Origin of the sequence: Pseudomonas sp. DE0010, from assembly GCF_007680745.1 — a bacterium.
GTDB classification, from domain to species: domain Bacteria; phylum Pseudomonadota; class Gammaproteobacteria; order Pseudomonadales; family Pseudomonadaceae; genus Aquipseudomonas; species Aquipseudomonas parafulva_B.
In genome coordinates this window covers 34885-59088 of record NZ_VEJQ01000018.1, presented here as the reverse complement: position 1 = coordinate 59088, position 24204 = coordinate 34885, and the positions used below count along the sequence as shown (strand labels likewise).

General features: G+C 64.8%; 19 protein-coding genes. 9 read left to right on the top strand and 10 right to left on the bottom strand.

All coding sequences use genetic code 11. The features are described 5' to 3' along the window. Window positions 1–2 precede the first annotated feature (2 nt). The 8 genes from FS767_RS14755 (at window position 3) to FS767_RS14720 (ending at window position 11448) form a co-directional block, all read left to right on the top strand. Window positions 3–947 (top strand): DUF58 domain-containing protein, encoded by a 945-nt coding sequence (locus tag FS767_RS14755; protein WP_144966485.1) that lies wholly within the window; start codon window positions 3–5, stop codon window positions 945–947. Beyond that, window positions 944–1438, top strand: a complete 495-nt coding sequence (locus tag FS767_RS14750; protein ID WP_058637649.1) for a DUF4381 domain-containing protein — start codon at window positions 944–946, stop codon at window positions 1436–1438. Before FS767_RS14755 ends, FS767_RS14750 begins: the two co-directional genes overlap by 4 nt. Continuing rightward, the gene (locus FS767_RS14745) at window positions 1431–2507 is read left to right on the top strand and encodes a VWA domain-containing protein (protein WP_144966483.1); all 1077 of its coding nucleotides are present in this window, start codon (window positions 1431–1433) and stop codon (window positions 2505–2507) included. Before FS767_RS14750 ends, FS767_RS14745 begins: the two co-directional genes overlap by 8 nt. Beyond that, window positions 2504–4222, top strand: coding sequence for a tetratricopeptide repeat protein (locus tag FS767_RS14740; protein WP_058605511.1), 1719 nt, complete (start codon window positions 2504–2506; stop codon window positions 4220–4222). Before FS767_RS14745 ends, FS767_RS14740 begins: the two co-directional genes overlap by 4 nt. Beyond that, entirely contained in the window at window positions 4219–5847 is a 1629-nt protein-coding gene (locus FS767_RS14735; protein WP_144966481.1) for a BatD family protein, read from the top strand. The genes FS767_RS14740 and FS767_RS14735 overlap by 4 nt, the downstream gene beginning before the upstream one ends. Before the next feature lie 134 nt (window positions 5848–5981). Continuing rightward, the gene (locus FS767_RS14730; RefSeq protein WP_144966479.1) at window positions 5982–7217 is read left to right on the top strand and encodes an exonuclease SbcCD subunit D C-terminal domain-containing protein; all 1236 of its coding nucleotides are present in this window, start codon (window positions 5982–5984) and stop codon (window positions 7215–7217) included. After that, window positions 7214–10858 (top strand): AAA family ATPase, encoded by a 3645-nt coding sequence (locus tag FS767_RS14725; protein ID WP_144966478.1) that lies wholly within the window; start codon window positions 7214–7216, stop codon window positions 10856–10858. The genes FS767_RS14730 and FS767_RS14725 overlap by 4 nt, the downstream gene beginning before the upstream one ends. Further along, on the top strand, window positions 10855–11448 hold the full coding sequence (locus FS767_RS14720) for a glutathione S-transferase (protein WP_144966475.1): 594 nt from the start codon (window positions 10855–10857) through the stop codon (window positions 11446–11448). Before FS767_RS14725 ends, FS767_RS14720 begins: the two co-directional genes overlap by 4 nt. Window positions 11449–11473: 25 nt before the next feature. On the opposite strand, the gene FS767_RS14715 is transcribed toward FS767_RS14720, so the two are convergent. The 10 genes from FS767_RS14715 to FS767_RS14670 form a co-directional block, all read right to left on the bottom strand. Beyond that, window positions 11474–12604 (bottom strand): lactonase family protein, encoded by a 1131-nt coding sequence (locus tag FS767_RS14715; RefSeq protein ID WP_144966473.1) that lies wholly within the window; start codon window positions 12602–12604, stop codon window positions 11474–11476. Beyond that, complete coding sequence (locus FS767_RS14710) at window positions 12570–12860, bottom strand: DUF5629 family protein (RefSeq protein WP_144966471.1); 291 nt, start codon at window positions 12858–12860, stop codon at window positions 12570–12572. Before FS767_RS14710 ends, FS767_RS14715 begins: the two co-directional genes overlap by 35 nt. 76 nt (window positions 12861–12936) lie before the next feature. Further along, window positions 12937–15312 (bottom strand): RND family transporter, encoded by a 2376-nt coding sequence (locus FS767_RS14705; protein WP_144966469.1) that lies wholly within the window; start codon window positions 15310–15312, stop codon window positions 12937–12939. Window positions 15313–15332: 20 nt separating this feature from the next. Continuing rightward, the gene (locus tag FS767_RS14700) at window positions 15333–16358 is read right to left on the bottom strand and encodes a YCF48-related protein (protein ID WP_144966467.1); all 1026 of its coding nucleotides are present in this window, start codon (window positions 16356–16358) and stop codon (window positions 15333–15335) included. 277 nt (window positions 16359–16635) lie between these two features. Next, complete coding sequence (pepN, locus tag FS767_RS14695; RefSeq protein WP_144966465.1) at window positions 16636–19293, bottom strand: aminopeptidase N; 2658 nt, start codon at window positions 19291–19293, stop codon at window positions 16636–16638. Window positions 19294–19306: 13 nt separating this feature from the next. After that, window positions 19307–20137, bottom strand: a complete 831-nt coding sequence (locus FS767_RS14690) for a DUF2797 domain-containing protein (RefSeq protein WP_058637660.1) — start codon at window positions 20135–20137, stop codon at window positions 19307–19309. Further along, window positions 20134–20394 (bottom strand): YeaC family protein, encoded by a 261-nt coding sequence (locus FS767_RS14685; protein WP_023533690.1) that lies wholly within the window; start codon window positions 20392–20394, stop codon window positions 20134–20136. Before FS767_RS14685 ends, FS767_RS14690 begins: the two co-directional genes overlap by 4 nt. Before the next feature lie 13 nt (window positions 20395–20407). Continuing rightward, window positions 20408–21295 (bottom strand): rhomboid family intramembrane serine protease, encoded by an 888-nt coding sequence (locus tag FS767_RS14680; RefSeq protein WP_144966463.1) that lies wholly within the window; start codon window positions 21293–21295, stop codon window positions 20408–20410. Beyond that, window positions 21292–22263 (bottom strand): metallophosphoesterase, encoded by a 972-nt coding sequence (locus tag FS767_RS14675; protein WP_058605522.1) that lies wholly within the window; start codon window positions 22261–22263, stop codon window positions 21292–21294. The genes FS767_RS14680 and FS767_RS14675 overlap by 4 nt, the downstream gene beginning before the upstream one ends. Beyond that, the gene (locus FS767_RS14670) at window positions 22263–23153 is read right to left on the bottom strand and encodes an NAD(+) kinase (RefSeq protein WP_023533692.1); all 891 of its coding nucleotides are present in this window, start codon (window positions 23151–23153) and stop codon (window positions 22263–22265) included. Before FS767_RS14670 ends, FS767_RS14675 begins: the two co-directional genes overlap by 1 nt. An 87-nt stretch (window positions 23154–23240) precedes the next feature. Here FS767_RS14670 and FS767_RS14665 point away from each other — a divergent pair, with 87 nt between their 5' ends. Continuing rightward, complete coding sequence (locus tag FS767_RS14665; protein ID WP_256674273.1) at window positions 23241–24173, top strand: DUF1853 family protein; 933 nt, start codon at window positions 23241–23243, stop codon at window positions 24171–24173. The last annotated feature ends 31 nt before the right edge of the window (window positions 24174–24204 follow it).

Sequence of the window (24204 nt, the reverse complement as noted above, 5' to 3'; positions counted from 1 at the left end):
CCATGTCCAGCGCCCCGCTGATCGAACCCGGCATTCGCATCACCCTTGCCGAACTCATCGACATGCGCCACCGCGTGCGCGAAATCCAACTGTTCTCCAACCCCGGCCAACGCAGCCCGCTGGTGGGCCTGCACCATTCCAAGTTGCGGGGCCGGGGTGTGGACTTCGATCAGGTGCGGGTGTACCAGGCCGGTGACGATGTGCGCAATATCGACTGGCGAGTCACTGCCCGTACCCAAGAGCCCCACACCAAGCTGTTTCACGAAGAACGCGAGCGGCCGATCTTCATTCTCGTGGAGCAGAGCCAGCGGCTGTTCTTCGGCTCCGGGCTAGTGTTCAAGTCGGTACTGGCGGCTCAGGCAGCTGCCCTGTTCGGCTGGGCCGCGCTGGGGCACAACGACCGGATCGGGGGGCTGGTGTTCGGTGACAACGATCCCCACGAGATCAAACCCAGGCGCAGCAAGCAAAGCCTGCTGCAACTGCTCAATCGCCTGGCCAAGGTCAACCAGTCGCTGCACACCGAAGGCGTGGCCCAGGCCGATAGCCTTGGCCTTGCGCTGCGCAGGGCGCGGGAAGTATTGAGGCCTGGCAGCCTGGCCATCGTGATTTGCGATGAGCGCTCGTTGACGCCCCAGTGCGAACAGCACCTGGCCATGCTCTCCCGTCACTGCGACCTGTTGCTGATGCCGGTATCGGACCCACTGGACCACGCCCTGCCGGCAGCCGGCTTGCTGAGGTTCGCGCAACGGGGTGCGCAGCTGGAACTGGACACGCTGCACGAAGGGCTGCGCCAGGCCTACCGGCAACAGGCCGAGGCGCGCATCGAGCGCTGGGAATTGATGGCGCAAAAGCTCAGGGTGCTGCTGATGCCCCTGACTACGCAAAGCGAGATGATCGAGCAATTGCGCGATTACCTGAGCGCACAACGCCTGGGCAGCGCCTCGTGAACCCGCTTGACCAGTTGCAGCCATTGATCGCGCCCCCGCCGATCAGCCCATGGCCGCCGGCGCCTGGCTGGTGGCTGTTGCTGGCGTTGGTGCCCGTGCTGGCCTGGGGCCTGTGGCGCGTGCGTCACTGGCGCCCCCGCAAACGGCCCGTACCCCGCACCGAGCAGCCGCTGGACCCGGTGCGCGTGGCCGCCCTCGAGGAACTGGCGCGCCTGCCCCGCCCTTATGACAAAGCGCCTGCCGGCGCCTGGCTGCAGCAGATCAACGCCCTGCTCAAACGGCTGTGTCGCAGTCACTACCCCTTGGCCAACAGCCACACACTCAATGGCCGGCAGTGGCTGGCGTTTCTTGACAACCGCTGCCCGGCGGCAGGCCTGACCCGCTGGATGGTGTTGGTCGAAGGGGCCTACAAGCCCGAATGCCGCCTGGACGACAAGGCCATCGCCGGCCTCAGCCAAGCGGTGGAAACCTGGATTCGCAAGCATGTTTGAACTGGCCTGGCCGTGGATATTCGCCTTGCTGCCCCTGCCTTGGCTGGCACGGCTCGTCCTGCCTGCCGCCGACAGTGGCGAGCCCGTGCTGAAAGTCGGCTTCCTGCACGAGCTCGAGAGCCTGGCGGGTCGCCGCGCCCGTCTGAACCTGCCAACCTGGCGCCAGCAGGCGCCGTTCGTCGTGATCTGGCTGCTGTTGCTGTGCGCCGCCGCTCGCCCCCAATGGCTGGGCGAGCCGATGCCGGTGGCAGCCAGTGGGCGCGATCTACTGGTGGCGGTGGACGTGTCTGGCTCGATGGACTTCCCGGACATGCAGTGGCAAGGCGAGGACATCAGTCGGCTCGACCTGGTGAAGGCCCTGCTGGGCGACTTTTTGCAGGACCGTGAAGGTGACCGAGTGGGGCTGATCCTGTTCGGCAGCCAGGCCTACCTGCAGGCTCCGCTGACCTTCGACCGGCGCACGGTGCGTACCTTTCTCGATGAAGCCCAGATCGGCATCGCCGGCAAGAACACCGCCATCGGCGACGCCATTGGCCTGGCCGTAAAGCGGCTGCGCCAGCGGCCCTCGCAGAGCCGGGTACTGGTGCTGATCACCGACGGGGCCAACAATGGCGGGCTGATCCACCCCCTCACCGCCGCCCGTCTGGCGGCTCAGGAGGGCGTGCGCATCTACACCATCGGCATTGGCGCCGACCCGCAAGCCACCGGCACCCCTGGCCTGCTGGGCCTGAACCCCAGCCTGGACCTGGATGAAGCGTCCTTGCGCGAAATCGCCGAGACCACCCAGGGCGCGTATTTCCGCGCCCATGATGGCGCCGAACTCGACGCCATCGGCGACACGCTGGACCGGCTGGAACCTGTGGCGCAACAGCCGACCCAGGCGCGTACCGCCAAGGCCCTGTATGCCTGGCCGCTGGCCCTGGCGCTGCTGCTGAGCGTGCTGCTGGTGATCAGCGTGCAGTGGCCGGACAACCCGCTGCAGCGCCAGCTGCGCAAGCCGCGCTTTCTGAAACCGCACCCACAATGGCGGCAGCGCCTCAAACGCCTGCGCCTGAGGAGGCCGCGATGATTGATCTGTGGCCCCAATGGCTGCGCCCGCTGTGGTTGTTGAGCGTGCCCGTGCTCGGCTGGTTGCTGTTCAAGCTATGGCACCGGCGCAGGCGCGCCGGGCGTTGGCAAATGATCCTGCCCCCGGCCTTCCACAACGTGCTGCTCGGTGGCGGCAGCGGCACCACCAGCAAGCTACCCTGGATAGCCCTGGGCCTGGCCTGGCTGCTGGTGGTGCTGGCCCTGCTGGGCCCGAGTTGGCAACGCGTGGAGGAAAACCACCAGCGGCCTGCCGACCCTCTGGTCATTCTGCTGGAACTGACCCCGCAGATGCTGGCCGAGGACAGCCCGCCCAATCGCCTTGAGCAGGCGCGCCGCAAGGTCCTCGACGTACTTGAGCACCGCCGTGACAGCCAGACCGCACTGGTGGTCTACGCGGGGTCGGCGCATACCCTGGTGCCGCTGTCCGATGACCTGGCCACCACCCGCAACCTGCTCGAAGCACTCGACCCCTCGATCATGCCCAAGCCCGGCCAACGGGCAGACCTTGCCGTGCACAAGGGCTTGGCGCTGCTCGCCCAGAGCGGCCTTGGCCAGGGGCGATTGCTGCTGGTCGGGTCCTCGCTCAGCGCCGCCGAGCGCCAAGGTATCAGCCAGGCACTGGGTCGCCACGGTCCGAGCCTGCTGATGCTGGGCATCGGCAGCCGCGACGGGGCGCCAGTGCGCCAGGCCAACGGCGAATTTCTCAAGGATGACCAGGGCGCGATCCTGTTGCCAAGGCTGGACAGTGCAGCCCTTAGAGGCTTCATCAACGGCACCGGCGGGCGCTACCGGCATGCCCGCATCGATGACCTGGACCTGCGCGGCCTCGGGCTGTTCGACAACCCGCGCAGCACACGCAGCGAGGGCCAGACCTTGCAACTGGACAGCTGGGCCGACCAGGGGTACTGGCTGCTGATTCCATTGCTGTTGCTGGCAGCCTGTGCCGGTCGGCGGGGTTGGCTATTCTGCCTGCCCCTGTTGCTCGCCCTGCCCCAGCCCGGCCAGGCGTTCGAACTCGAGGATCTGTGGCTGCGCCCCGACCAGCAAGGCCAGCGCCTGCTCGAACAGGGTCGAGCGGCCGAAGCCGCCGGCCGCTTCCGTGACCCCCAATGGCGGGGCATGGCCCTGTACCAGGCGGGTGACTATGCCGGCGCCGCCGAGGCGTTTCTGCAGGTGGACACCGCCGCCGCCCACTACAATCGCGGCAATGCCCTGGCGTACAGTGGTGAACTGGAAGCGGCGCTGGACGCGTATGACCAAGCCCTGGAGCGTCAGCCCGACCTGCAGGCGGCGCTGGACAATCAGGCCCTGGTCGAGCAAATGCTGGCCCAGCGCCAGGGCAAAGCTGCCGAACAGCCCGGCAGCACCGAAGCCCAGGGTTCGCCAGGCCGTGAAACCGAAGGGAACAGCAGCGCACAAGGCAGCCCGGCAGAGCCTGCGCCCGGTTCCGACGAGCAGGCCGGGGACGGCGCCTCGGCGCAAGGCGACGGCAGTGACCAGGGTGCACCTGGCAACCCGCCAGGCGAGGATGACGATGTGGTCGAACCACCCCACACGCCTGTCACCACCGCGCTGGATGCCGAGCAACGCCAGGCGCTTGAACAATGGCTACGAGAAATCCCCGACAATCCCGCGCAGTTGCTCCGGCGCAAATTCTGGTACGAACAGCAATTGCAACAGGAAACCCCACGATGAGTCGCTGCGGCGTCTTTCTTTTCATGCTGCTCTGGAACCTGCTGGCTCATGCCGAGCCGTCGCTCAAGGCCAGTGTCGATCGTACCCGCCTGGAAGCCGGCGAGAGCCTGGAGCTGACCCTCGAAAGCCAGGATGTGACCGAGTTCGGCAAGCCTGACCTGCGGGCCCTGGAAGGCGACTTCGAGGTGCGCAGCACCCGGCAGCTGAACAGCTTGCACACCCTCGATGGCGAAACCCGCGCCAGCACCCGCTGGATCATCACGCTCCTGCCCCGGCGCAGCGGCAGCCTGCAGATTCCTGCCCTGCAACTGGGGCAGTCGTTCAGCCAGCCGGTGGACCTGCAAGTGCTGCAGGCCGATGCCAACCGCGAGGACAACGCCCAGGTATTCATCGAGGCAACCCTGGACAGCACCGATGTCTACGTGCAGGCCCAGGCTGTACTGACCCTGCGCATCTACCATTCGGTGGCGCTGTATGACGACAGCAGCCTCAGCCCGCTGCAACTGGACAACGCCAAGGTCGAGCCCTTGGGCGAATCGCGCACCTACGAAAAGGAAATCCAGGGTGTGCGCCATGGCGTGATCGAGACGCGCTATGCGGTCTATGCCCAGCAAAGCGGCACCCTGGACATTCCTTCACTGACCTTCACCGCCACGGCTGCGGCCAGCAGCCAGGCCGAGCAGAACGGCAACGGCGCTGCACGTGCCGGCCGCCAGATACAGGTAAGCTCACTGCCGCTGCGCCTGACGGTACGGCCCGTCCCGGCCCAGTGGCCAGCCGGACTGCCCTGGCTGCCCGCGCGTAGCCTGACCCTCGAGGAACGCTGGAGCCCCGACCCTTCCGGCCAGCAGACCCAGATCGGCGACTCGTTGACCCGCACCGTCACCTTGCGCGCCGAAGGCCTGTCCAGTGCTCAGTTGCCGCCAGTGCCGCCCACCGAGGCCAACGGCCTGCGCCGCTACCCCGACCAGCCGTTGTTGCGCAACGAGATCAGCGAACGGGGCATGACCGCCACCCGCGAGGAACGCGAGGCGCTCATCCCCACCCACAGCGGCCCGCTGGCCTTACCTGCGCTGGAAGTGACCTGGTGGAACACACGCGAAGATCACCTCGAGCACAGTGGCCTGCCTGCACGCTCGATCACCGTGCAGGACAACCCTGCCCTGGTGGCCGAGACTCCGGTGGTGGGCAATGGCAGCAGCGCGCTGCTGTGGCCTTGGCAGGTGGCGACCCTTGTGCTTGCGTTGACCACGTTACTGGGCTTCACCCTGTGGTGGCGCGCCCGTTCGCAGCCAGCGGTGCTGCGTGCGGCACAAACAGGGCCCAGCCCTCGAACCCTGCTGGACGACCTCAAGCGTGCCTGCCTGGCCAACGACCCCCAGGCCACGCGCCAGGCCTTGGATGCCTGGGCGCGGCAACAACCGCAGACCCTGGCCGAAATGGCAGCGCGCTTCGTGCCCTTGTCCGACGCCCTGGATGGGTTGAACGGTGCGCTGTACAGCGAAAGCGGCCAGCACTGGCAAGGCGAAGACCTGTGGCGGGCGATCGGCACCATTCCACCGGCCGAACAGGTGCTGCTGCCCACTGGCGAGAGCGGCAGCCTGCCACCGCTGTACCCCAAGTGAGCCGGTAGCGCCGCACGTCGTCGACCGGCGTCGCGCCGCGTACTGACCGGCTTTACCAGCCCGCACAGCGCCGCGTGCATGGGGTACCATGACGCCCTTGCCCGCTCGTGCACCTTCATACTCACAGGTCATCCATGCGTCTGTTTCACACTTCCGATTGGCACCTGGGCCAAAGTCTCCATGGCCAGGAACGCGACTTCGAACACGCCTGCTTCCTCGACTGGCTGCTCGGCCAACTGCACCTGCGCCAGCCTGATGCGCTGTTGATCGCAGGCGACGTCTTCGACACCGTCAACCCGCCGGTCAAAGCCCAGGAGCGATTGTACGATTTCATCGTCAGGGCCCACGAACAGCAGCCGAAACTGGATATCGTGATGATCGCCGGTAACCACGACTCCGGCTCGCGCATCGAGCTGCCTGCGCCGTTGATGCGCCGCCTGCGCACCCACGCACTGGGCCGTGTGCACTGGCTGGACGATGGGCAACTGGATGTCGAGCGGCTGCTGATTCCGCTGACCAACGCGCGCGGCAAGGTGACTGCCTGGTGCCTGGCCTTGCCGTTCCTGCGGCCGGCGGAGGTGACCGGCCTGCAACTGGGCGACGACTACCTGCAAGGCATCACGCGGGTCCACCAGCAACTGATCGCCGCCGCCCAGGCCAGGCAGCGCAAGGACCAGGCGCTGATTGCCATCAGCCATGCGCACATGGCCGGCGGTGCGGTCTCCGAAGACTCCGAGCGCAGCCTGATCATCGGCAACGCCGAGGCATTGCCGGCCAAGCTCTTCGACAAGGCCATCAGCTACGTCGCCCTGGGCCACCTGCACAAGCCCCAGAAGGTCAACCGCGAAGACCGTATCCGCTATAGCGGGTCGCCCATTCCGTTGTCGTTCGCGGAGGTCAACTACCCCCACCAGGTGCTGGAAGTCACTTTCGACGGCGCGGCGCTGGCCAGTGTCGAGGCTCGCCCAGTTCCGCGTGCGGTGCCGCTGCAACGCATAGGGCCGGCCCCACTGAACGAGGTCTTGACGCAACTGGCCGACCTGCCCGTGGTGGACCTGCTCGATGACCCCAACCGCCAGCCTTGGCTGGAGGTGCGCGTCGTGCTGAACGAGCCGCAGCCCGACCTGCGCCAGCAGATCGAAACCGCGCTGCACGACAAAGCCGTGCGGTTGATTCGCATCGGTGCCGAGTACGCCGGCCGAGCGGCCGAGGACGAAGGCCCGGCGTTCGTCGAATTGGCCCAGATGACCCCGCAAGACCTGTTCAGCCGTGCCTGGGCGCAAGCCTATGGCGACCCTGCCGATGAGCAGACGCTGGCCGATTTCGCCCTGCTGCTGCAGGACGTACAGCACGAAGAAGAGCAACCATGAAGATTCTTGCCATTCGCCTGAAGAACCTGGCATCGCTGGCGGGCCCGATCGATATCGACTTCACCCAGGAGCCCCTGGCAGGCGCGGGTCTGTTCGCCATCACCGGCCCCACCGGGGCGGGTAAAAGCACCCTGCTCGACGCGCTGTGCCTGGCGCTGTTCGGTACGGTGCCACGTCTGAATGACATCGGCCGTGAGGCCAAGGTGCCGGACGGCGATGGCGAGATCCCCACTTCGGACCCGCGCAACCTGTTGCGCCGCGGTACCGGCAGTGGCTTTGCCGAGGTGGATTTCGTCGGCGTCGACGGGCGCCGCTACCGGGCGCGCTGGGAGGCGAACCGTGCTCGCGACAAGGCCAACGGCAAGCTCCAGCTCAGCCGCCAGAGCTTCTACGACCTGGACAGCGAGCAGGTGCTGGGCAGCGGCAAGAACGAATACAAGCTGCTGATCGAGACGCGCCTGGGCCTTAACTTCGAACAGTTCACCCGCGCCGTGATGCTGGCGCAAAGCGAGTTCGGGGCGTTCCTCAAGGCCGACGACCGCGAACGCAGCGAACTGCTGGAAAAACTGACCAATACCGCGATCTATTCGCGCCTGGGCCAACGGGCCTTTGCCCGAGCACGCGAGGCGGGCGAGGCGCATGCCGCCTTGAAAGAGCGAGCCAGCCACCTGCTGCCCATGGCCGCGGATGCCCGCGCCGAACTGGACCAACGTCTGGAACAGGCGCAACGCGAGCTCAAAACCGCCCAGGCTGGCGAGCGACAGCTGGAGCAGCAGCGCAGTGGGTTGATCGAACATGACCAGTTGCAAGCCCAGCAGGCGCAGGCCCGCACTGCCCTGGAGGCTGCCGAGCAGGACTGGCAAGCCTTGGCCGAGCCGCGCCTGGACCTGGCGCGCCTGGAGCGTCTTGCCCCGCAGCGCCATCAGTTTCACCGCCAGCAGGCACTGGCGGCGCAGCGCGCGCCGATCATCGCCAGGCTTGCCGAACACACCCGGCATCACACCGAGCTGCAACAGCGCACAGCCGAGCAGCAGCAGGCGTTGGAAACAGCACATCTTGCATTGACCGCCGCCCAGGCCGCCCATAGCGAGGCAGGCCCGCTGCTGCGCCAAGCCTATACGGCCCAGGACAACCTGGCCCGCCTCGATCAGCAACTGGCCGTCCAGCGCAGCGACAATCAGCAGGTCGAACATCAAGTGGCTGAGGGCCAACAGCAGTTGCAGCAACTGCAAGCCAGCCAAGAACGCAGTCAACAGCAACTGGCCCAGATCGACACGGCGTTGGCCGAGAGCCAGCATCTGGCCGGGCTGGCCGGTGCGTGGCATGCCTATCTGCCGCAACTCAAGCAGGTGATGCTGATCGGCGGCCGGCTGGGCCAAGGCCGCGAGGAACTGCCCGGCCTGCAGGCTCAAGCCAGCCAGGCCACTGCCCACCTGCAGGCCGAGCGCGACGCCCATGACGCCCTGTTCCGCGAAGCCAAGGCGCAGCCCAACGCCCTGGCAGAACAAATCGACCTGCTCGGCAGCATGCTGCAGGACAACCGCAAGCAGCATCGCGCCGTGGAGCAATTGACGCGTGTACACGCCCGCGTGCTCGAGTTGAGTCAGCAACAGGCCACCCTGCGTGATCGCCAGCAGCACGCCATGGTCGAGCGCCAGCGTCTGATTGGCGAAGGCACCGCCGCCAAGGCTGAACTGGAAAGCGCCGAGCAGGCGCTGAACCTGACGCGTCAACTGCTGGAGCGCCAGCGGCTGGCCCGCAACACCACGGTTCAAGCCCTGCGCGAGCAACTGCGCGACGGCGAGCCCTGCCCTGTGTGCGGCAGCGCCGAACACCCGTTCCATCAGCCCGAGGTGTTGCTGCAAAGCCTGGGTGAACATGACCAGGCCGAAGAAGAGGCTGCCCAGCGTCAGGTGGCAGCGCTCAACACGCGCCTGGTCGAGCTCCGCACCCAGCTAGGTGTGGTCAATGCTCAGCTCAAGGACTTTCAGCAACAACTGCCGGCGCTGGACGAGCAGTTGCAGCCTGTGGTTGCGCAGCTTCATGAACATGCCCTCTGGCCTGCTCTGGCGCCCCAGGACGACCATGCCCGTAGCGGTTGGCTCGACGGCCAATTACGGCGTCTGGATACAGAGATCGGCAACGACGAGAAGCGCCAGCGGGCCTTGCTCAGCCTGCAGAAAGAGGCCGCGCGTCTCAACCAGCAACTGCAAGCCGCCCAGGACGCGCACCAACACGCGCAGCGGCACCTGGAGCAACAGCACCTGGCCCTGGAAAACGACGAGCGCCTCCTGCAGCAAGGGCTCGCGGACTTGGCTGGGGTCCTGCCCGACGAAGCGCTCAAGGCGCTGCGAGACGATCCGGCCAACGCGTTTCTTGCCCTTGACCAACAGATCGCCCAGCGCCTGCAACAGCTCGACCAGCGCAAGGATGAGCTGGAAGAACAGCAAGCTCGCCAGGTCCAGCTGGACAAACTGCACGATCAACAGCAGGTGCGTGTGCAAAGCCTTGCCCAGCTTGACCAGCAGCTCAAAGCCCTGGAGGAGCAGCGACAGCATGCCCAGGCCATGCTCGCGCAGTTACTGGGCGAGCACGTCAGTGCCGAGGCCTGGCAACAGCACATGGACGCCGCGCTGGAGCAAGCGCGCGCGGTCGAAGCGGATCTCGCCCAGCGCCTGCAAGGCCTGCACACCCAGGCTGTGCAGGTGGCCGGTGAACTGAAGGCCAGCACCGAGCAATTGCAGGCGCTGGAGCAAGAAGCCGAGCAGTTGCAGGATCAGATCGCCCAGTGGCGCGCCACACACCCGGAGCTGGACGATGCAGGGCTTGATCGCCTGCTGGCCATGGACGACACCCAGGCCAGTGAACTGCGCCAGCGCCTGCAGGGCGCGGAAAAAGCCCTCGAGCAGAGCCGTGTGCTGCTTCAGGAGCGCGAGCAGCGCCTGCGCCAGCACGCGGCGCTGATGACGCTCGACACCTCGGTCCAGGAAGTGGACCAGGCGCTGCTCGAACTGCGCGAGCGTCTGGTCGTTCACGAGCAGACCTGCGCCGAACTGCGGGCCCAACAGGCCGATGACCAGCGACGTCAGCACGCCTCGCAGGCCCTGGCCGAGCAGATCGAGCAGGCCCGTCAGCAGTGGCAGCGCTGGGCTCGGCTCAGCGGCCTGATCGGCTCGGCCTCGGGTGATGTGTTCCGCAAGATCGCCCAGGGCTACAACCTCGATCTGCTATTGCACCATGCCAATGCCCAGCTGCGTCAACTGGCGCGGCGCTATCGGCTCAAGCGCGGCGGCAGTGCGCTGGGGTTACTGGTACTGGACACCGAAATGGGCGATGAACTGCGCTCGGTGCACTCGCTGTCAGGGGGTGAGACCTTCCTGGTTTCCCTGGCTTTGGCCCTGGGGCTCGCCTCGATGGCATCGAGCACGTTGCGCATCGAGTCACTGTTTATCGACGAAGGTTTCGGCAGCCTCGACCCCGAGTCCTTGCAACTGGCCATGGACGCGTTGGACGGCTTGCAGGCCCAGGGTCGCAAGGTCGCAGTGATTTCCCACGTGCAGGAGATGCACGAGCGCATACCGGTGCAAATTCAGGTCCGGCGCCTGGGCAACGGCTTGAGTGACGTCGAGGTGTACGGTTGATCCTCTATTCGTTTCGCCGCTGCCCCTGGGCCATGCGTGCCCGGCTCGCGTTGCGCTATGCCGGCTGTGAGGTGACCGTGCAGGAGGTGGCAATGAAACACAAGCCCGCCGCCCTCCTGGCGCTGTCACCCAAGGGCACCGTTCCGGTGCTGGACACCGGGAACCAGGTGCTCGATGAAAGCCTGGATATCATGCGCTGGGCACTGGCGCAGAACGATCCGCAAGACTGGCGCCTGTCGAGCTCGCCCGAAGCGGCGCAGCAAGCCGAAGCGCTGATCGCCGTCAATGACACCACCTTCAAGTCCCAGGTGAACCTGTACAAGTATGCCGAGCGCTATCCACAGCACTCACGGCACGACTACCGCGAAGCTGCGCAACACTGGCTGGAACATCTGGAGCACCTGCTCCAGGACCGACCCTACCTGCTGGCCGAGCACCCAAGTATCGCTGACGCCGCACTGTTGCCGCTGATCCGGCAGTTCGCCGCGGTCCAGCCCGACTGGTTCGCCACGGCCCCCTACCCGAGGGTGCGTGGCTGGCTGCAGGGCTGGTTGGGCTCGGACTTGTTCAGAGCCATTATGGCCAAGTGACAACAGCTGTCATCGCACGCGAAGGTCAGCGCATGAACTTCAGGTCCGACGGCGCCGGCTGATCGAAGGTCTGTACCGTTTCCCCCAGCTTGCCCGTGAGCGGGTCGCGGCGCATGACTTTGATCTGGTTGCTCTTCTGATTGGCGACCAGCAGGAACCTGTCACTGGGGTCCAGCGCGAATTCACGGGGATGGTCACCTTCGACCGACCGACGTTGCACCAGCGCCAACCGTCCATCCTGCTTGCCTACGCTGAACACGACGATCTCGTTGGCCGTGCCGCGGTTGCTGACGTACAGAAAGCGACCGTCTGCCGACAGGTGCAAGCCCGCGCCTGCCTTGGCAGCCGCCTCCTGGCGCTCGGTCAGTGGCAGACGCTGGCGTTCGATCAGGTTGCCCTCCCGGACATCGAACATCACCACTTCGGCATGCATCTCCAAGGTCAGGTAGGCATGCTTGCCGCTGGCGTCGAACAACAAGTGGCGTGGTCCACTGCCCGCAGGCAACGAAACCGAGGCAGGCTCTGACGGGGTCAGTGGCTTATTCGTGCTCGCCCCGTCATAGCGGTAGACGAACACCTTGTCTGCACCCAGGTCGCTGGCATAGACATGCTGGCCGTCAGGGGACGGCACCACCGAATGGACATGGGCGCTGGCCTGCCGCTCGGGGTTGACCCCGCTGGCCTGGTGGCGCGCCTGCTGAACCACCGGCTGCAAGGCACCCTGCCTGTCAACCGGCAACACCGAAAGGCTGCCGCCTGGGTCGGGGTCGACCGCGTAGTTGGCCACGAACAGGTAACGGTGGTCCTGGCTAAGGCTGGCGTGGGTAGGCTCGTCGCCCTGGCTAGGCAGTTGATCGAGCAGGCGTACATTCCCATCACTGGCAATGTTGAATGCGCTGACGTGACCGTCTGCGGTTTCATTGACGGCAAACAGCAGGCGCTTGTCTTCGGAAAGCACCAGCCACGAGGGGCTGACGCTCTCTACCACCTGCAGCGGCTCGGGGCGGATTGTGCCGGCTTGGCTGTCGAAGGCGTAGCGGTAGATGCCTTGGCTGGCACCGTCTGTGTAGGTGCCAACCAGCAAGGTGGCAGCCTGGGCAGTGTAGGTCAGGGTCATGCAACTAGCGGTTAGCAGGGTCTTCCAGGTCCGGTTCATGGTCTTCTTCTTCCGGGGCGCGAAATGCATCCAGACAGATGAGTCGGTGCTCACTTTCGGCAGTGCAGATGCGCCAGTCGTTCACTTCTTTACTGGCTGCATCGACCTGCGCGGCGGTGAATACCCAACGGCGCAGTTGCCGGCCGTCCATGCATTCGATGGCAAGGCCCTGCTCGTCGCAGGTGAAATCGAACGCGTGAAGGCCGTCTATCAGAAGCATGTCGCAGTGTTGCAAGGCGCTGGCGAGAGGTGACATGGGGGTACCTGTACGGGACAATGCGTGTGGAAAAGCCCCGCATTATACCCCCATGGCCGCGCAACACCCGGTCGTTTCAATGGGCGAAAATCGAACCCCCCGCCTTGCCTGCCATCTTCTCGGGCTTGATGAGGAACCGCGCCAGCGCCGGCAGCAGCCACAGCGCACCGAACATGTTCCACAACAGCATGAAGGTCAGCATCAGGCCCATATCCGCCTGGAACTTGATCGCCGAGAAGATCCAGGTACACACACCGATGGCCAGGCACAGGCCGGTGAACAGCACAGCCTTGCCGGTGGAGCGCAGCGTCTGGTAATAGGCCTCCTGCAACGGCAGCCCAGCGCGCAGGAAGCTCTCCAGGCGGCTGTAGATGTAGATGCCATAGTCCACGCCAATACCCACGCCCAGCGCAACCACCGGTAGCGTCGCCACTTTGACGCCGATGCCCATGTACGCCATCAACGCGTTGCCCAGCACCGAGGTCAACACCAAGGGCAGCACGATGCACAGGGTCGCGGCGAAGGAACGGAAGGTGATCAGGCACATGATCGCCACACACAGGTAGACCAGGATCAGGATGGTCAGCTCGGCCGACTTGATCACCTCGTTGGTGGCCGCTTCGATACCGGCATTGCCGGCAGCCAGCAGGAACTGCAAGCCTTCCCTGTCGTGGCTGTCGGCAAACGCCTTGGCAGCCGCCGTTACCCGTTCGAGGGTCTCGGCCTTGTGGTCATTGAGAAACACCAGCACCGGCGCCAGCGAGCAATCGCCGTTGTACAGGCCATCGGCCCGTGCGATGGAGTTGTTGAGGACATCGGGGTTGCGCGAGAGTGTTTCCCACTTGAGGCTACCCTCGTTCATGCCCTTGATCACCTGTTTGGACACGCTGACCAGGGAAATGGCCGACTGCACCCCAGGCGTGTTTTCCATGGTCCACATCAGCTCGTCGATCGGCGCCAGGGTCGAATGCACCGAACACTGCTCGGCGGCCGTCTTGACCATGATCACCAGCACATCGGAGCTGGTGGAATAGTTGCTGATGATGAAGTTGTTGTCCTGGTTGTAGCGCGAGTCGGGCCGCAGTTCCGGTGCCCCTTGGTCGAGGTCGCCGATCTTCAGGTTCTGGCTGTACCACAAGCCCCCGGCGAAGGCGACCAGGGCCAGGGCAATGGAAACAGGCGCCACCCTGGGGCTGGCAAAGCGCGACAACAAACGCCAGAAAGGATGCTCGCGCGTGGCGTCGCGCTTGCTGCGCTCGATGGCTTTCGTGCTGATACCCACATAGGAGATGGCCACCGGCAACAGGATGAGGTTGGTGAAGACGATCACCGCGACGCCGATGGAGGCACCGATGGCCAGTTCGCGGATCACGCCGATGTCGATGATCAACAGGGTGATGAAGCCCACGGCATCGGCGAGGATGGCAATCATGCCCGGCAGGAACAGCTGCCGGAACGTGCGCCTGGCCGCCGTCAGGGCGTTGTCTGCATCGCTCGATTGCAGGGCGATGCCGTTGATCTTCTGCACACCATGGGAAATACCGATGGCAAAGATCAGAAACGGCACCAGCATCGAATACGGATCCAGGCCGAAGCCGACCGCGTGCATGAGCCCCAGTTGCCACACCACCGCCACCAATGTGGTAATCAGCACCGCGATGGTGCTGCGGATGCACCAGGTGAACCAGTACAACAACACCCAGGTGATCAACAGGGCGATGCCGAAGAACATCACCACCATGACCAGCCCGTCGATGAGGTCACCGACCTTCTTCGCGAACCCGACGATATGCACCTTCACATTGGGGTTCTGGGCCTGGAACTTGTCGCGGATCTTTTCTTCGAGCAAGTGGGAGAACTGCTGGTAGTCGAGCTTGACCACCCGCCCCGGGTCCTGCGGGTCGGGGTAACTTTCCAGCAGTGGCACGTCGATGATGCTGGATTTGAAGTTGTTGCCCACCAGCCGGCCTATTTGCCCGGACCTGAGCACGTTGTCGCGCAGGGTGTCGAGGCTGGCCTGCGAGCCGTCATAGGTGTTGGGAATCACCTCGCCACCGGAAAACCCCTCCTCGGTGACTTCGCTCCAGCGTACGCTCGGGCTCCACAGCGACTTGAGCCCGGCCCGGTCGACGCCTGGGATGTAGAACACCTCGTCGTGGATCTGGCGCAGGGTCTCCATGTAGTTTTTGTCGAAGATGTCGCCATTGACCGCCTCGACCGAGATACGCACGGTGTTGCCCAGGTTGGCCAGATCGTTGCGGTGCTCCATCATCTGTTCGATGAAGGGGTGCTGCAACGGGATCATCTTCTCGAAGCTGGTGGAGGGGCGAATTTGTGTGGCTTGCCAGAACAGGAAGAGGCTGACCAGCACACAGAGGATGATGACCGCCGGCCGATTGTTGAAGATCAGGCGTTCGAGCAGTGTGGCTTTGTCCTGATGATGCGGCTGCATGGGAAGGTGCTCCTGGCTGCTCATGGCTGTGCCTCACTGTCGGCGGCGTCGAGCCCCTTGGCATTGGCGATGTGGGCGCCGCCCTGCCCTACCAGCAGGAGCTCGCCGTTGGGCAGGGCGCTGACACCGGACAAGGCGATGCGGTCCGGGCGGTTGTGGACACTGAAGGTCTGGCCGGCATCGGTGCTGCGCAGCACGCTGCCGCCGTTGCCGACCACCACGACGGTGCCGTCGTCGAGCAGCGTGGCACCGGCCAGGCCGAACTCGAGCTCGCCTCGCGCAGCCTGCAAGGGGATAGATTGCCAGGTGTCGCCGAAGTCGGTGGAGCGCAGCAGGTTGCCGCGCAAGCCGAACGCCAGCAAGGTACGCGGCTGGGCAGTGCCGATCACGCCGAACAGCGACCCCTGGTAAGGCCCTTCGACTTTCTGCCAGTGCTGCCCATTGTCCTCGGAGCGGAACATGCCGCCCTGCTCCCCAACGATGAACAAGCCAGCGTCACGCACCTGGGCGATGGCATTGAGGTGCAACTGATCGGGGTTGTCGAGGCGCTCGGCCACGTCCTGCCAGTGCTGGCCCCCGTCCGTGGTTTCGAGCAAAGCGCCGTAGGCGCCCACGGCCAGGCCGTGCTGGGCGTCGAGGAACACGATGTCGAGCAAGGGTGCTTCGCGTGACAGGTCTTCGAACTGTTTGCTCCAGGTCGCCCCGCCGTCGCCGGTGGCGAGGATCTGCGCATCGTGGCCGACGGCCCAACCGCGCTTGTCATCAAGAAAAAAAACGGCCGTCAGCAGCTGGCGGGTTGGCACACGGGCCTGGGTCCAGGTGCTGCCCTGGTCGTCGGAGAACAGGATATGGCCCCGGTCGCCGACCACGACCACACGCGTGCCTGCATGGGCAGCGTCGATCAACAGCCTTTTACTGGCCTTGGCCGATTCGGTGGAGTATTCATCGGCTGACGCAGCTTGCGCGCCTTGCCATCCACTCAGCGCAAGGGTGAGCGCTGCTGCGGCCGCTATCGGCCATCCAGCGCACCTTCTCCATTTCCTCATGACTGCCCCCGATTGTGTTTTTTGTTGGGTGGGTCAATACCTTGCAGGACGCAAAAATGCCCGCAATAGAGGCCTGCAAGGGCGTGCGGTGATCGTAACGGGAGGATTTGGCGGAGCACAACGGGCGGGGTGTTATGTTTTGTTATCGGCGCAGGAAGAGCCGTTCGCGCGCAGAGGATGCAGCGCCTGCGGGCGAACACGACTCACCCGCAGGCGCTGCCTGTGCAGCGTAACAACCACGGCAGTTGAAACCGGGGCCCTCAAGCGGGCCCCGGCGTCATGCCAGGCTTTTACTCACCACTTCATAGACGTCACTGGAGAGCTCACCAGAAGCCAGAATCCGCTCCAGCTCACCCTTCATCAGGGCCTGGCGGGCGGCGTCGTATTTGCGCCAGCGGGTCAGCGGCGCCAACTGCCGGGAGGCGATCTGCGGGTTGAGGGCATTGAGCTCGATCACCAGATCCGCCAGGAAGCGATAACCGGAGCCATCGGCGGCATGGAAGTTGACCAGGTTCTGGCCGGCAAAGGCACCGACCACCGCGCGCACCTTGTTCGGGTTCTTCAGGGTGAACGCGGGGTGCTGCATCAACGCCTTCACCCGTGCCAGGCCCCCTGGTAAGGTACTGGCCGCCTGCACGCTGAACCATTGGTCCATGACCAGGGGGTTGTCCTTGAAGTGCTCTGCAAAGCTTTCCAGGGCCTTGGCGCGCTCGGCCTCGAAGGGTGAGTTCACCAGCACCGCCAGGGCCGTGAGGCGCTCGGTCATGTTGTCGCACTGCTCGAACTGCTCCAGGGTCGCTTGCAGCACCTGCGGTTTAGCGCTGAGCATCAGGTACGACAGGGCGATGTTCTGCAGGCTGCGGCGGGCAAAGTGCTCGGCAGAGGCAACGTACGCGGTGTTACGCGAGACCGCGCGGTTGGCCTGGTAACGCGTCCAGAGCGGCTCGAACAATTGCTCGGCAATTTGCCGCCGGGCGAACTCGCGGGCTGCGTGGATGGCATCTACATCGGCCACCTGGCTGATCTCGGTCAAGTAGCCCTCCCCTGGCAGCGAGAGCATTTCGGCCACCATGGCAGCATCGAGCGAAGTGTCGCCCAGTACCGTAGCCAACGCCCTGACCAGACGCGGGTCCAGGTGCAGCGCCTGGCCACGCTGGTGCTGACCGATCAGCTCCTGCAGCACCTGCACGGCCAGTTGCTGACCAGCTTCCCAGCGGTTGAAACCATCACTGTCGTGCTGCATCAGGAACATCAACTGGTCACGGTCGTACGGGAAGCTCAGCTTGACCGGGGCACTGAAACCGCGCAGCAGCGACGGCAACGGCCGTGCCTGGATGCCCTGGAAGACGAAAGTCTGCTCGGCCTCGGTCACCGACAGCACCCGGGTGCTGCCCACTGCCGAGGACTCGCCCGCCAATTGCAGTGGCAGGTCGTTGCCCTGGGCATCGAGCAGGCCCAGTTCGACCGGGATCACGAAGGGCAGCTTCTCGGCCTTGTCCGGGGTGGGTGGGCAGCTCTGGCGGAACGTCAGGCTATAGGTACGCGCCGCTTCGTCGTAGGCGTCGGTCACTTCCAGGCGCGGCGTACCGGCCTGGCTGTACCAGCGCTTGAACTGCGTCAGGTCGACGCCGTTGGCGTCTTCCATGGCCTTGATGAAGTCGTCGGTGGTCACCGCCTGCCCATCGTGACGCTCGAAATACAGGTCGCTGCCCTGGCGGAAGCCTTCGGCCCCCAGCAACGTGCGCACCATGCGTACCACTTCCGAGCCTTTCTCGTACACGGTCAGGGTGTAGAAGTTGGAAATCTCGATGAAGCTGTCCGGGCGCACCGGGTGGGCCATGGGGCCCGCATCCTCGGCGAACTGATGGGTGCGCAGGTAGGCAACGTCCTCGATGCGCTTGACGGTGCGTGAATTCATGTCGGCACTGAATTCGGCATCGCGGAACACCGTGAAGCCTTCCTTGAGCGACAGCTGGAACCAGTCGCGGCAGGTGACGCGGTTGCCCGACCAGTTATGGAAGTACTCATGGGCCACCACGGCTTCGACCCGCTGGTGCGCGGCATCGGTGGCCGTCTCGGCGCGCGCCAGCACGCAGCTGGAGTTGAAGATGTTAAGGCCTTTGTTTTCCATGGCCCCCATGTTGAAGTCGTTGACCGCGACGATCATGAAGATGTCCAAGTCATATTCGCGGCCGTAGACCTCTTCGTCCCAACGCATGGACTTCTTCAAGCTGACCATGGCGTGGTCGCACTTGTCGATGTTCTCCGGCTCCACATAGATGCGCAGGGTCACATCACGGCCTGATTGGCGGGTGAATGTGTCTTCCACACACCACAGGTCGCCTGCGACCAGGGCGAACAGGTAGGCCGGCTTCATGAACGGGTCTTCCCAGGTCGCCCAGTGACGGCCATCTTCGGCAGGGCCGCTGCCGACCGGGTTGCCGTTGGAGAGCAGCACCGGGTAGCGGTGCTGTTCGGCGATCACCGTGGTGGTGAAGATGCTCATCACATCGGGGCGGTCGAGGTAATAGGTGATCTTGCGGAAACCCTCGGCCTCGCACTGGGTGCAGAACATCTTGCCGGACTTGTACAAGCCCTCGAGCGCCGTGTTGGTTTCAGGATGGATCCTGACGGTGGTGTCGAGGGTGAAGTGCTCTGCCCGTGGCTGAACGGTCAGGCTGCTTGCGTCGATCTGGTAGTTGCCTTCCTGCAAGGGTTCATCGTCCAGGGCAGCGCGCACCAGTTCGAGTTGCTGGCCGTCGAGCACCAGCGCAGGCAGGCCGCCCCCGTGCACCGGGTTGCGGCGCATGATCAGTTGCGCGTGGACCAGGGTGTGGTCTTCGAACAGCTCGAAGGTCAGGTGCGTCTCGTCGATCAGGTACTCAGGCGCCTTGTAGTCCTTGAGATGGATCACTTGCGGTTGTTCGGTACGCATCTGCAGGTCCCTTTTACTGGAGCACGGCCAACTGGTAGGCCGTGTACTTGCGAATATTGATCACACCGGTGTCGAAGATCAGGTACTGGCCCTTGATACCCAGCAGCGTGCCCTCAACGATCGGGTTCTTGTCCAGGTTGAAGCTGACCACTTTGGTCGGGTAGGCCTGGACCGGGTATGTCATGTGCACGACCTCGGCGTCGGTCAGAGGCTGAATCGCCTGCAGGCCAAAGCGCGCCTGCAGCTGGCCAAGCCCTTCGGCACATGCCTCCAGCACCTGATCGCGCAATGCCGGCAGGTCGAGCAACTCGGCGTCACCCTTGAGCAGGGCGCGCCAATTGGTGCGGTCCGGCACCTGACTGCGCAGCAGGTCTTCGACCAGCCCGGACTGCTGCCGAGTGGCCACCCTGAGGATAGGCAAGGCCTGGCTGGCACCCTGGTCAAGCCAGCGGGTAGGCAGCTGGGTGGCGCGGGTGATACCGACCTTGATACCGGAGGAGTTGGCCAGGTAGACCACGTGATCGGTCATGCAGAACTGCTCGCCCCAGGACGGATCGCGGCAGGTACCTGCGTCGTAGTGGCAACGCTCCGGAGCCATGATGCACATGTCGCACTGGGCCAGCTTGGTCATGCAGGGGTAGCAGTAACCCTGGCTGTAGCTGCTCTTGGTGCGCTTGCCGCAGTGGCTGCAGTGGATGGCACCCAGGTATTGCAGGCGCAGCGGCTTGCCGATCAGCGGGTTGACCGGCACCAGGGTATCGCCTAGGCGAAAGCTGTATTGCACCACGGGGTCGGCCAGGCTGACGGCCATCTTGCTCAACGAGCCACGAGCGAGTTCGATCAATGTACCGAGTCCGACTTGAACAGGATGTTGGGGACGGGGGCGGATTTGGACGCGCATTCCTGCGGGCCCATGTAACCGGTGCGCTGGTCCTCGGGCAGGTTTTTCATCTCCCAGGCGATGACCGCTTGCAGGGACAGCTCTTTCTGCTCGGCAGTGAGCTTGCGGCCGTCCGACCATTTGCCGATTTCCACGGCCAGCTTCAGGCTCTCGTAGATTTCCGGGGTGATGTTTTCGATCATTTGCGCGAAAGTGGACATGTTGTCTCCTGATTCAAGCCGACAGTTTACGCCGGGCGAGCGCCCCACCCAAGAGCCCGGTCAGGCATCCGATGAGCAACCCACCGACGTGCGCGGCGTTGGCGATCTGGCCCAGGCCCAGCGTCCCGACGACGCCGGTCAGGCACACCACCAGCCAGAGGAGCATCATCACCAGCACGCCCTTGGGCAGGTTGAAGTGCGGGTTCGGTGCCCGCCATTGATACAGCCAGATGTGCCCGAGCAGGCCATAGAGCACGCCTGAAAGCCCACCGAACAGGCCAGGCCCTGTGGTGTAGTGCTGGGCCAGGTTCGATACCAGGCTGAACAGCGCGGTGAGCCCCAGCAGCGTCCATGGGCCCTGGCGCAATTCGATGCGCTTGCCCAGCTCCCAGAACCACAGGCTGTTCATGGCCAGGTGCAGCGCACCGAAATGCAGCAGCATCGGCGAGACCAGCCGCCACCATTGCCCGTGCGCCAGACCCTCGGCCAGCGGCGTGAAGTACAGGTAATCGCCCTGCACGTGAAAATCGAGAAACGTGAACCAGCCGATGGTGGTGAAGTTCTCGCCCAGGCCCGTAAGCCCGGCGACCACGAACGTCAGCAACAGCGTCAGGGCGGTGACCTTGCAGGCCTTGGCCTGGGCCAGCAGCGACGGCTGTGGCATGTCCTGGCCCTGCTGGTCGGGCAGCGCGGCGTCAGGCTCGGCCTGCAGGTCGGCGTTGCCATCGGGGTAGCGCTGGTAGAGGTGCAACACCTCGTCAGCCAAGGCCTCGGGCGCCCAGAGTACCTGGTCCTCGCCCTCCTCGCTGACCCGGTGCGGCACCTGCAAGCGTTGCAGCATCTGCACGAAACCGCTGAGGTCTACCGTCAGCGGCAGGCGCATCACTTGGATAATGTTCATTGGCTAGCCTGTGGTCGGTCGACATCCACCCAGACGAACTTGCGGGGGTCGATACGGGTTTCATCGTCCAGCCTGTAGGCGACAAGCTTGCCGTACAGCACGGCGCTGTAGTCCAGGCAGGCCAGGTTGCTGCGAATCGGGGCGGGCCGGCCGCTGCGCCAGTAATGGCCAACGAACAGCATGGGCTCGTCCTCGGCATAGCGCAGCAACGCGCTTTTCTGGCTGTGGCTGAGCGGTGTGTTGGCCACCTCCGCCGGCAGCGCATCGGGCTGGAAGACGATATCGCCATAGGTCTGCGGATCGTCTTCCCAGAACTTGGTACGGAAGAAGGCACGGGTCAGGCCATCGCCACCGGTCAGGGTGAGGCCATCGGGCAGGCGCATGTCGGTGCCACGCAGCAAGCGGTTGCAAACGTTGGCGGCAAAGCTGCCGCTCACCGCCGAGGCTTGGACGAAGTGGCGGTCGACGCGCCCATCGGGGTACTGGCGACGCAGCGGCTCGATCAGGCTTGCATCCCAGCAGGCGTGCACCAGGCGGAATCGACCGGCATCGATGAACAGTGGCAGCGTCTGGAACCAGTCGAGAAACGCTTGCCAGTCCGCAGGGTGATTGGCGAACTGGGTGAGGGTTTCGTCGATGAGCCTGGCGTGGCGAGGGGTATGTTCGCGCACGAAGGCCTTGCCGCTGCCCGGCAGTGCCGGCGTCACCCAGCCCAGTGCACTGTATTCGTGGTTGCCCATGATGCAGTGCGCCTGCCCGGCGGCGACCATGTCGTGAACGATGTGCAGGGCTTGGCGGATACGCGGGCCGCGGTCCACGATATCGCCCAAGAACAGCGCCTGCCGCCGAGGGTGGCGCCAGACGCCGGCAATGCGCTGGTAACCGAGGGCATCGAGCAAGCGCTCGAGGGTCAAGGCACAGCCGTGAACGTCACCGATGATGTCGAAACTGCGCGCCGGATCGAGCATCAGTCGTCCCTGCCCCCCAGGCGGCTGCCCCAGCCAAGCTTGGTGCGGCAGACTTCGTAGTAGTTGTGGTCCAGCGGGTGGATCAGGCGCAGCTTCTGGGGCTTCTTGCTCACCGTGATGGTGTCACCGGGTGCGCAGGTGAAGTGGTTCTGACCGTCGCACGACACCTGCGGGTAGATCTGCAGGTCCTTGGCCACCACGATCTTCAGTTCGCTGTTGCCATCGACGACGATCGGCCGCCCAGACAAGGTGTGCGGGTACATGGGCACGATGACGATTGCATCGAGCTTGGGGTGCATGATCGGGCCGCCGGCGGACAAGGCGTAGGCCGTGGAGCCGGTCGGGGTGGCGACGATCAGGCCGTCGGCCTTCTGGCTGCAGACGAACTGGCCGTCGATGTAGATCTCGAATTCGATCATGCGGGTGGACTTGCCTGGGTGCAGGACCACGTCGTTTAGCGCATCGCCCTGGCCGATCGCCTCCTGGTGACGGCGCACTTCGGCTTGCAGCAGGAAACGGTTCTCGACCAGGTAGTGACCATCGAGCACTTCGGAGACTTTCTCTTCCAATTCATCCGGACGGATGTCGGTGAGAAAGCCCAGGTTGCCCCGGTTGATCCCCAGTACCGGGATATTGTGACGCGCCAGGGCACGCGCAGCGCCCAGCAGGCTGCCGTCGCCGCCGACCACGATGACCAAGTCACAGACCTCGCCCAGCAGCTTGCGGGTGGAGGTCTGCAGCCCGTGGCCCGGCAGGACTTCACCGATGGTGTCTTCGAGGATCACGTGCAAGTGGCGCTCGAGGAGGAATTTTTTCAGTCGGCGGATGGTGTCCAGCACCTGCGAGCTGCCGAGACGACCGATGATACCGATATTGCGAAATTGCTCCATGGGGCTCCTGCAAGGCTCTGCGACGGGTGACGATGCAGCGATTATGGGCGAACCACGAAGCAGCGGCAAACCGGCTATGCTCGCAGGATGATGCCATTTCCTTCGCTCGTGCACCTGCCCCGGCTATTACAGCGCCCTGCGGTGCGTGACCTTGCCTGGACCCTGCTCTCGCCGCCGCTGCTCGAGCGCGCAGGCTGCCCCCAGCGCCACCCGCTGGCAGGCAGCCTCTGGGTCGAACGGCCGCAGGCATTGCAGGCCTGGTTGTACGGGCTGGACATTGATGACACGCCCTTGCAGCACTGGCTCAAGGGCCTTGGCAGTCGCCGCCTCGGGCTGTACTACGAGCGCCTGTGGCAATTTGCGTTGCAACAGGCGCCCGGCGTGGAACTGTTGGCAGCCAACCTGGCTATCCGTGAAGATGGGCGGACCTTGGGCGAGCTGGATGTGGTGCTGCGTGATCGCGACGGGGTGCATCACCTGGAACTGGCCATCAAGCTGTACCTGGGCCCCGAGCGCTTTGGTGCCGACCCGGGCGGCTGGCTAGGGCCTGGCTGCCACGATCGCCTGCAAGCCAAGCTGGAACACATCCGCCGCCACCAGTTGCCCATGTCGGCCAGCCCCCAGGGCCGTACCGCCCTTGAGCGGCTCGACCTGCCCCCGGTGCAGGCCAGCATGTGGATGGGGGGCTACCTGTTCTACCCGACGCTGGCCCCGAGCGAGGCGCCACTGGGTGTACACCCCCTGCACCTGCGTGGCCGCTGGTTGCATCGCAAGGACTGGATCAGCGCACCCGGCGCGCATTGGCAGCCGCTGGCGCGCAGCGCCTGGCTTGCCCCCGCACGGTGTGCGGCATGCGAGGTCTGGAGCGCTGCTCAGTTCGCCGCGTGGCTGCACCTGCTGCCACCCGATGCGCCTGCGCAATTGCTGGTGAACATGCAACGCCAGCACGACGGCAGCTGGCAAGAGCTAGAGCGGGTATTTCTGGTTGCCGATCAGTGGCCGGGCGCCTTGGCTCTCTGACCGCAGCGCTTGCTCAGGGATGACAACCATT

Bases quoted from the DNA above. Each gene is read 5' to 3' on its own strand.
- FS767_RS14710 (WP_144966471.1), bottom strand. From the start codon at position 12,860: ATGTCACCTCTCGCCAGCGCCTTGCAACACTGCGACATGCTTCTGATA.
- FS767_RS14665 (WP_256674273.1), top strand. From the start codon at position 23,241: ATGATGCCATTTCCTTCGCTCGTGCACCTGCCCCGGCTATTACAGCGC.
- FS767_RS14730 (WP_144966479.1), top strand. From the start codon at position 5,982: ATGCGTCTGTTTCACACTTCCGATTGGCACCTGGGCCAAAGTCTCCAT.
- FS767_RS14700 (WP_144966467.1), bottom strand. From the start codon at position 16,358: ATGAGGAAATGGAGAAGGTGCGCTGGATGGCCGATAGCGGCCGCAGCA.
- FS767_RS14705 (WP_144966469.1), bottom strand. From the start codon at position 15,312: ATGCAGCCGCATCATCAGGACAAAGCCACACTGCTCGAACGCCTGATC.
- FS767_RS14745 (WP_144966483.1), top strand. From the start codon at position 1,431: ATGTTTGAACTGGCCTGGCCGTGGATATTCGCCTTGCTGCCCCTGCCT.
- FS767_RS14740 (WP_058605511.1), top strand. From the start codon at position 2,504: ATGATTGATCTGTGGCCCCAATGGCTGCGCCCGCTGTGGTTGTTGAGC.
- FS767_RS14755 (WP_144966485.1), top strand. From the start codon at position 3: ATGTCCAGCGCCCCGCTGATCGAACCCGGCATTCGCATCACCCTTGCC.
- FS767_RS14735 (WP_144966481.1), top strand. From the start codon at position 4,219: ATGAGTCGCTGCGGCGTCTTTCTTTTCATGCTGCTCTGGAACCTGCTG.
- pepN (WP_144966465.1), bottom strand. From the start codon at position 19,293: ATGCGTACCGAACAACCGCAAGTGATCCATCTCAAGGACTACAAGGCG.
- FS767_RS14670 (WP_023533692.1), bottom strand. From the start codon at position 23,153: ATGGAGCAATTTCGCAATATCGGTATCATCGGTCGTCTCGGCAGCTCG.
- FS767_RS14725 (WP_144966478.1), top strand. From the start codon at position 7,214: ATGAAGATTCTTGCCATTCGCCTGAAGAACCTGGCATCGCTGGCGGGC.
- FS767_RS14715 (WP_144966473.1), bottom strand. From the start codon at position 12,604: ATGAACCGGACCTGGAAGACCCTGCTAACCGCTAGTTGCATGACCCTG.
- FS767_RS14680 (WP_144966463.1), bottom strand. From the start codon at position 21,295: ATGAACATTATCCAAGTGATGCGCCTGCCGCTGACGGTAGACCTCAGC.
- FS767_RS14675 (WP_058605522.1), bottom strand. From the start codon at position 22,263: ATGCTCGATCCGGCGCGCAGTTTCGACATCATCGGTGACGTTCACGGC.
- FS767_RS14685 (WP_023533690.1), bottom strand. From the start codon at position 20,394: ATGTCCACTTTCGCGCAAATGATCGAAAACATCACCCCGGAAATCTAC.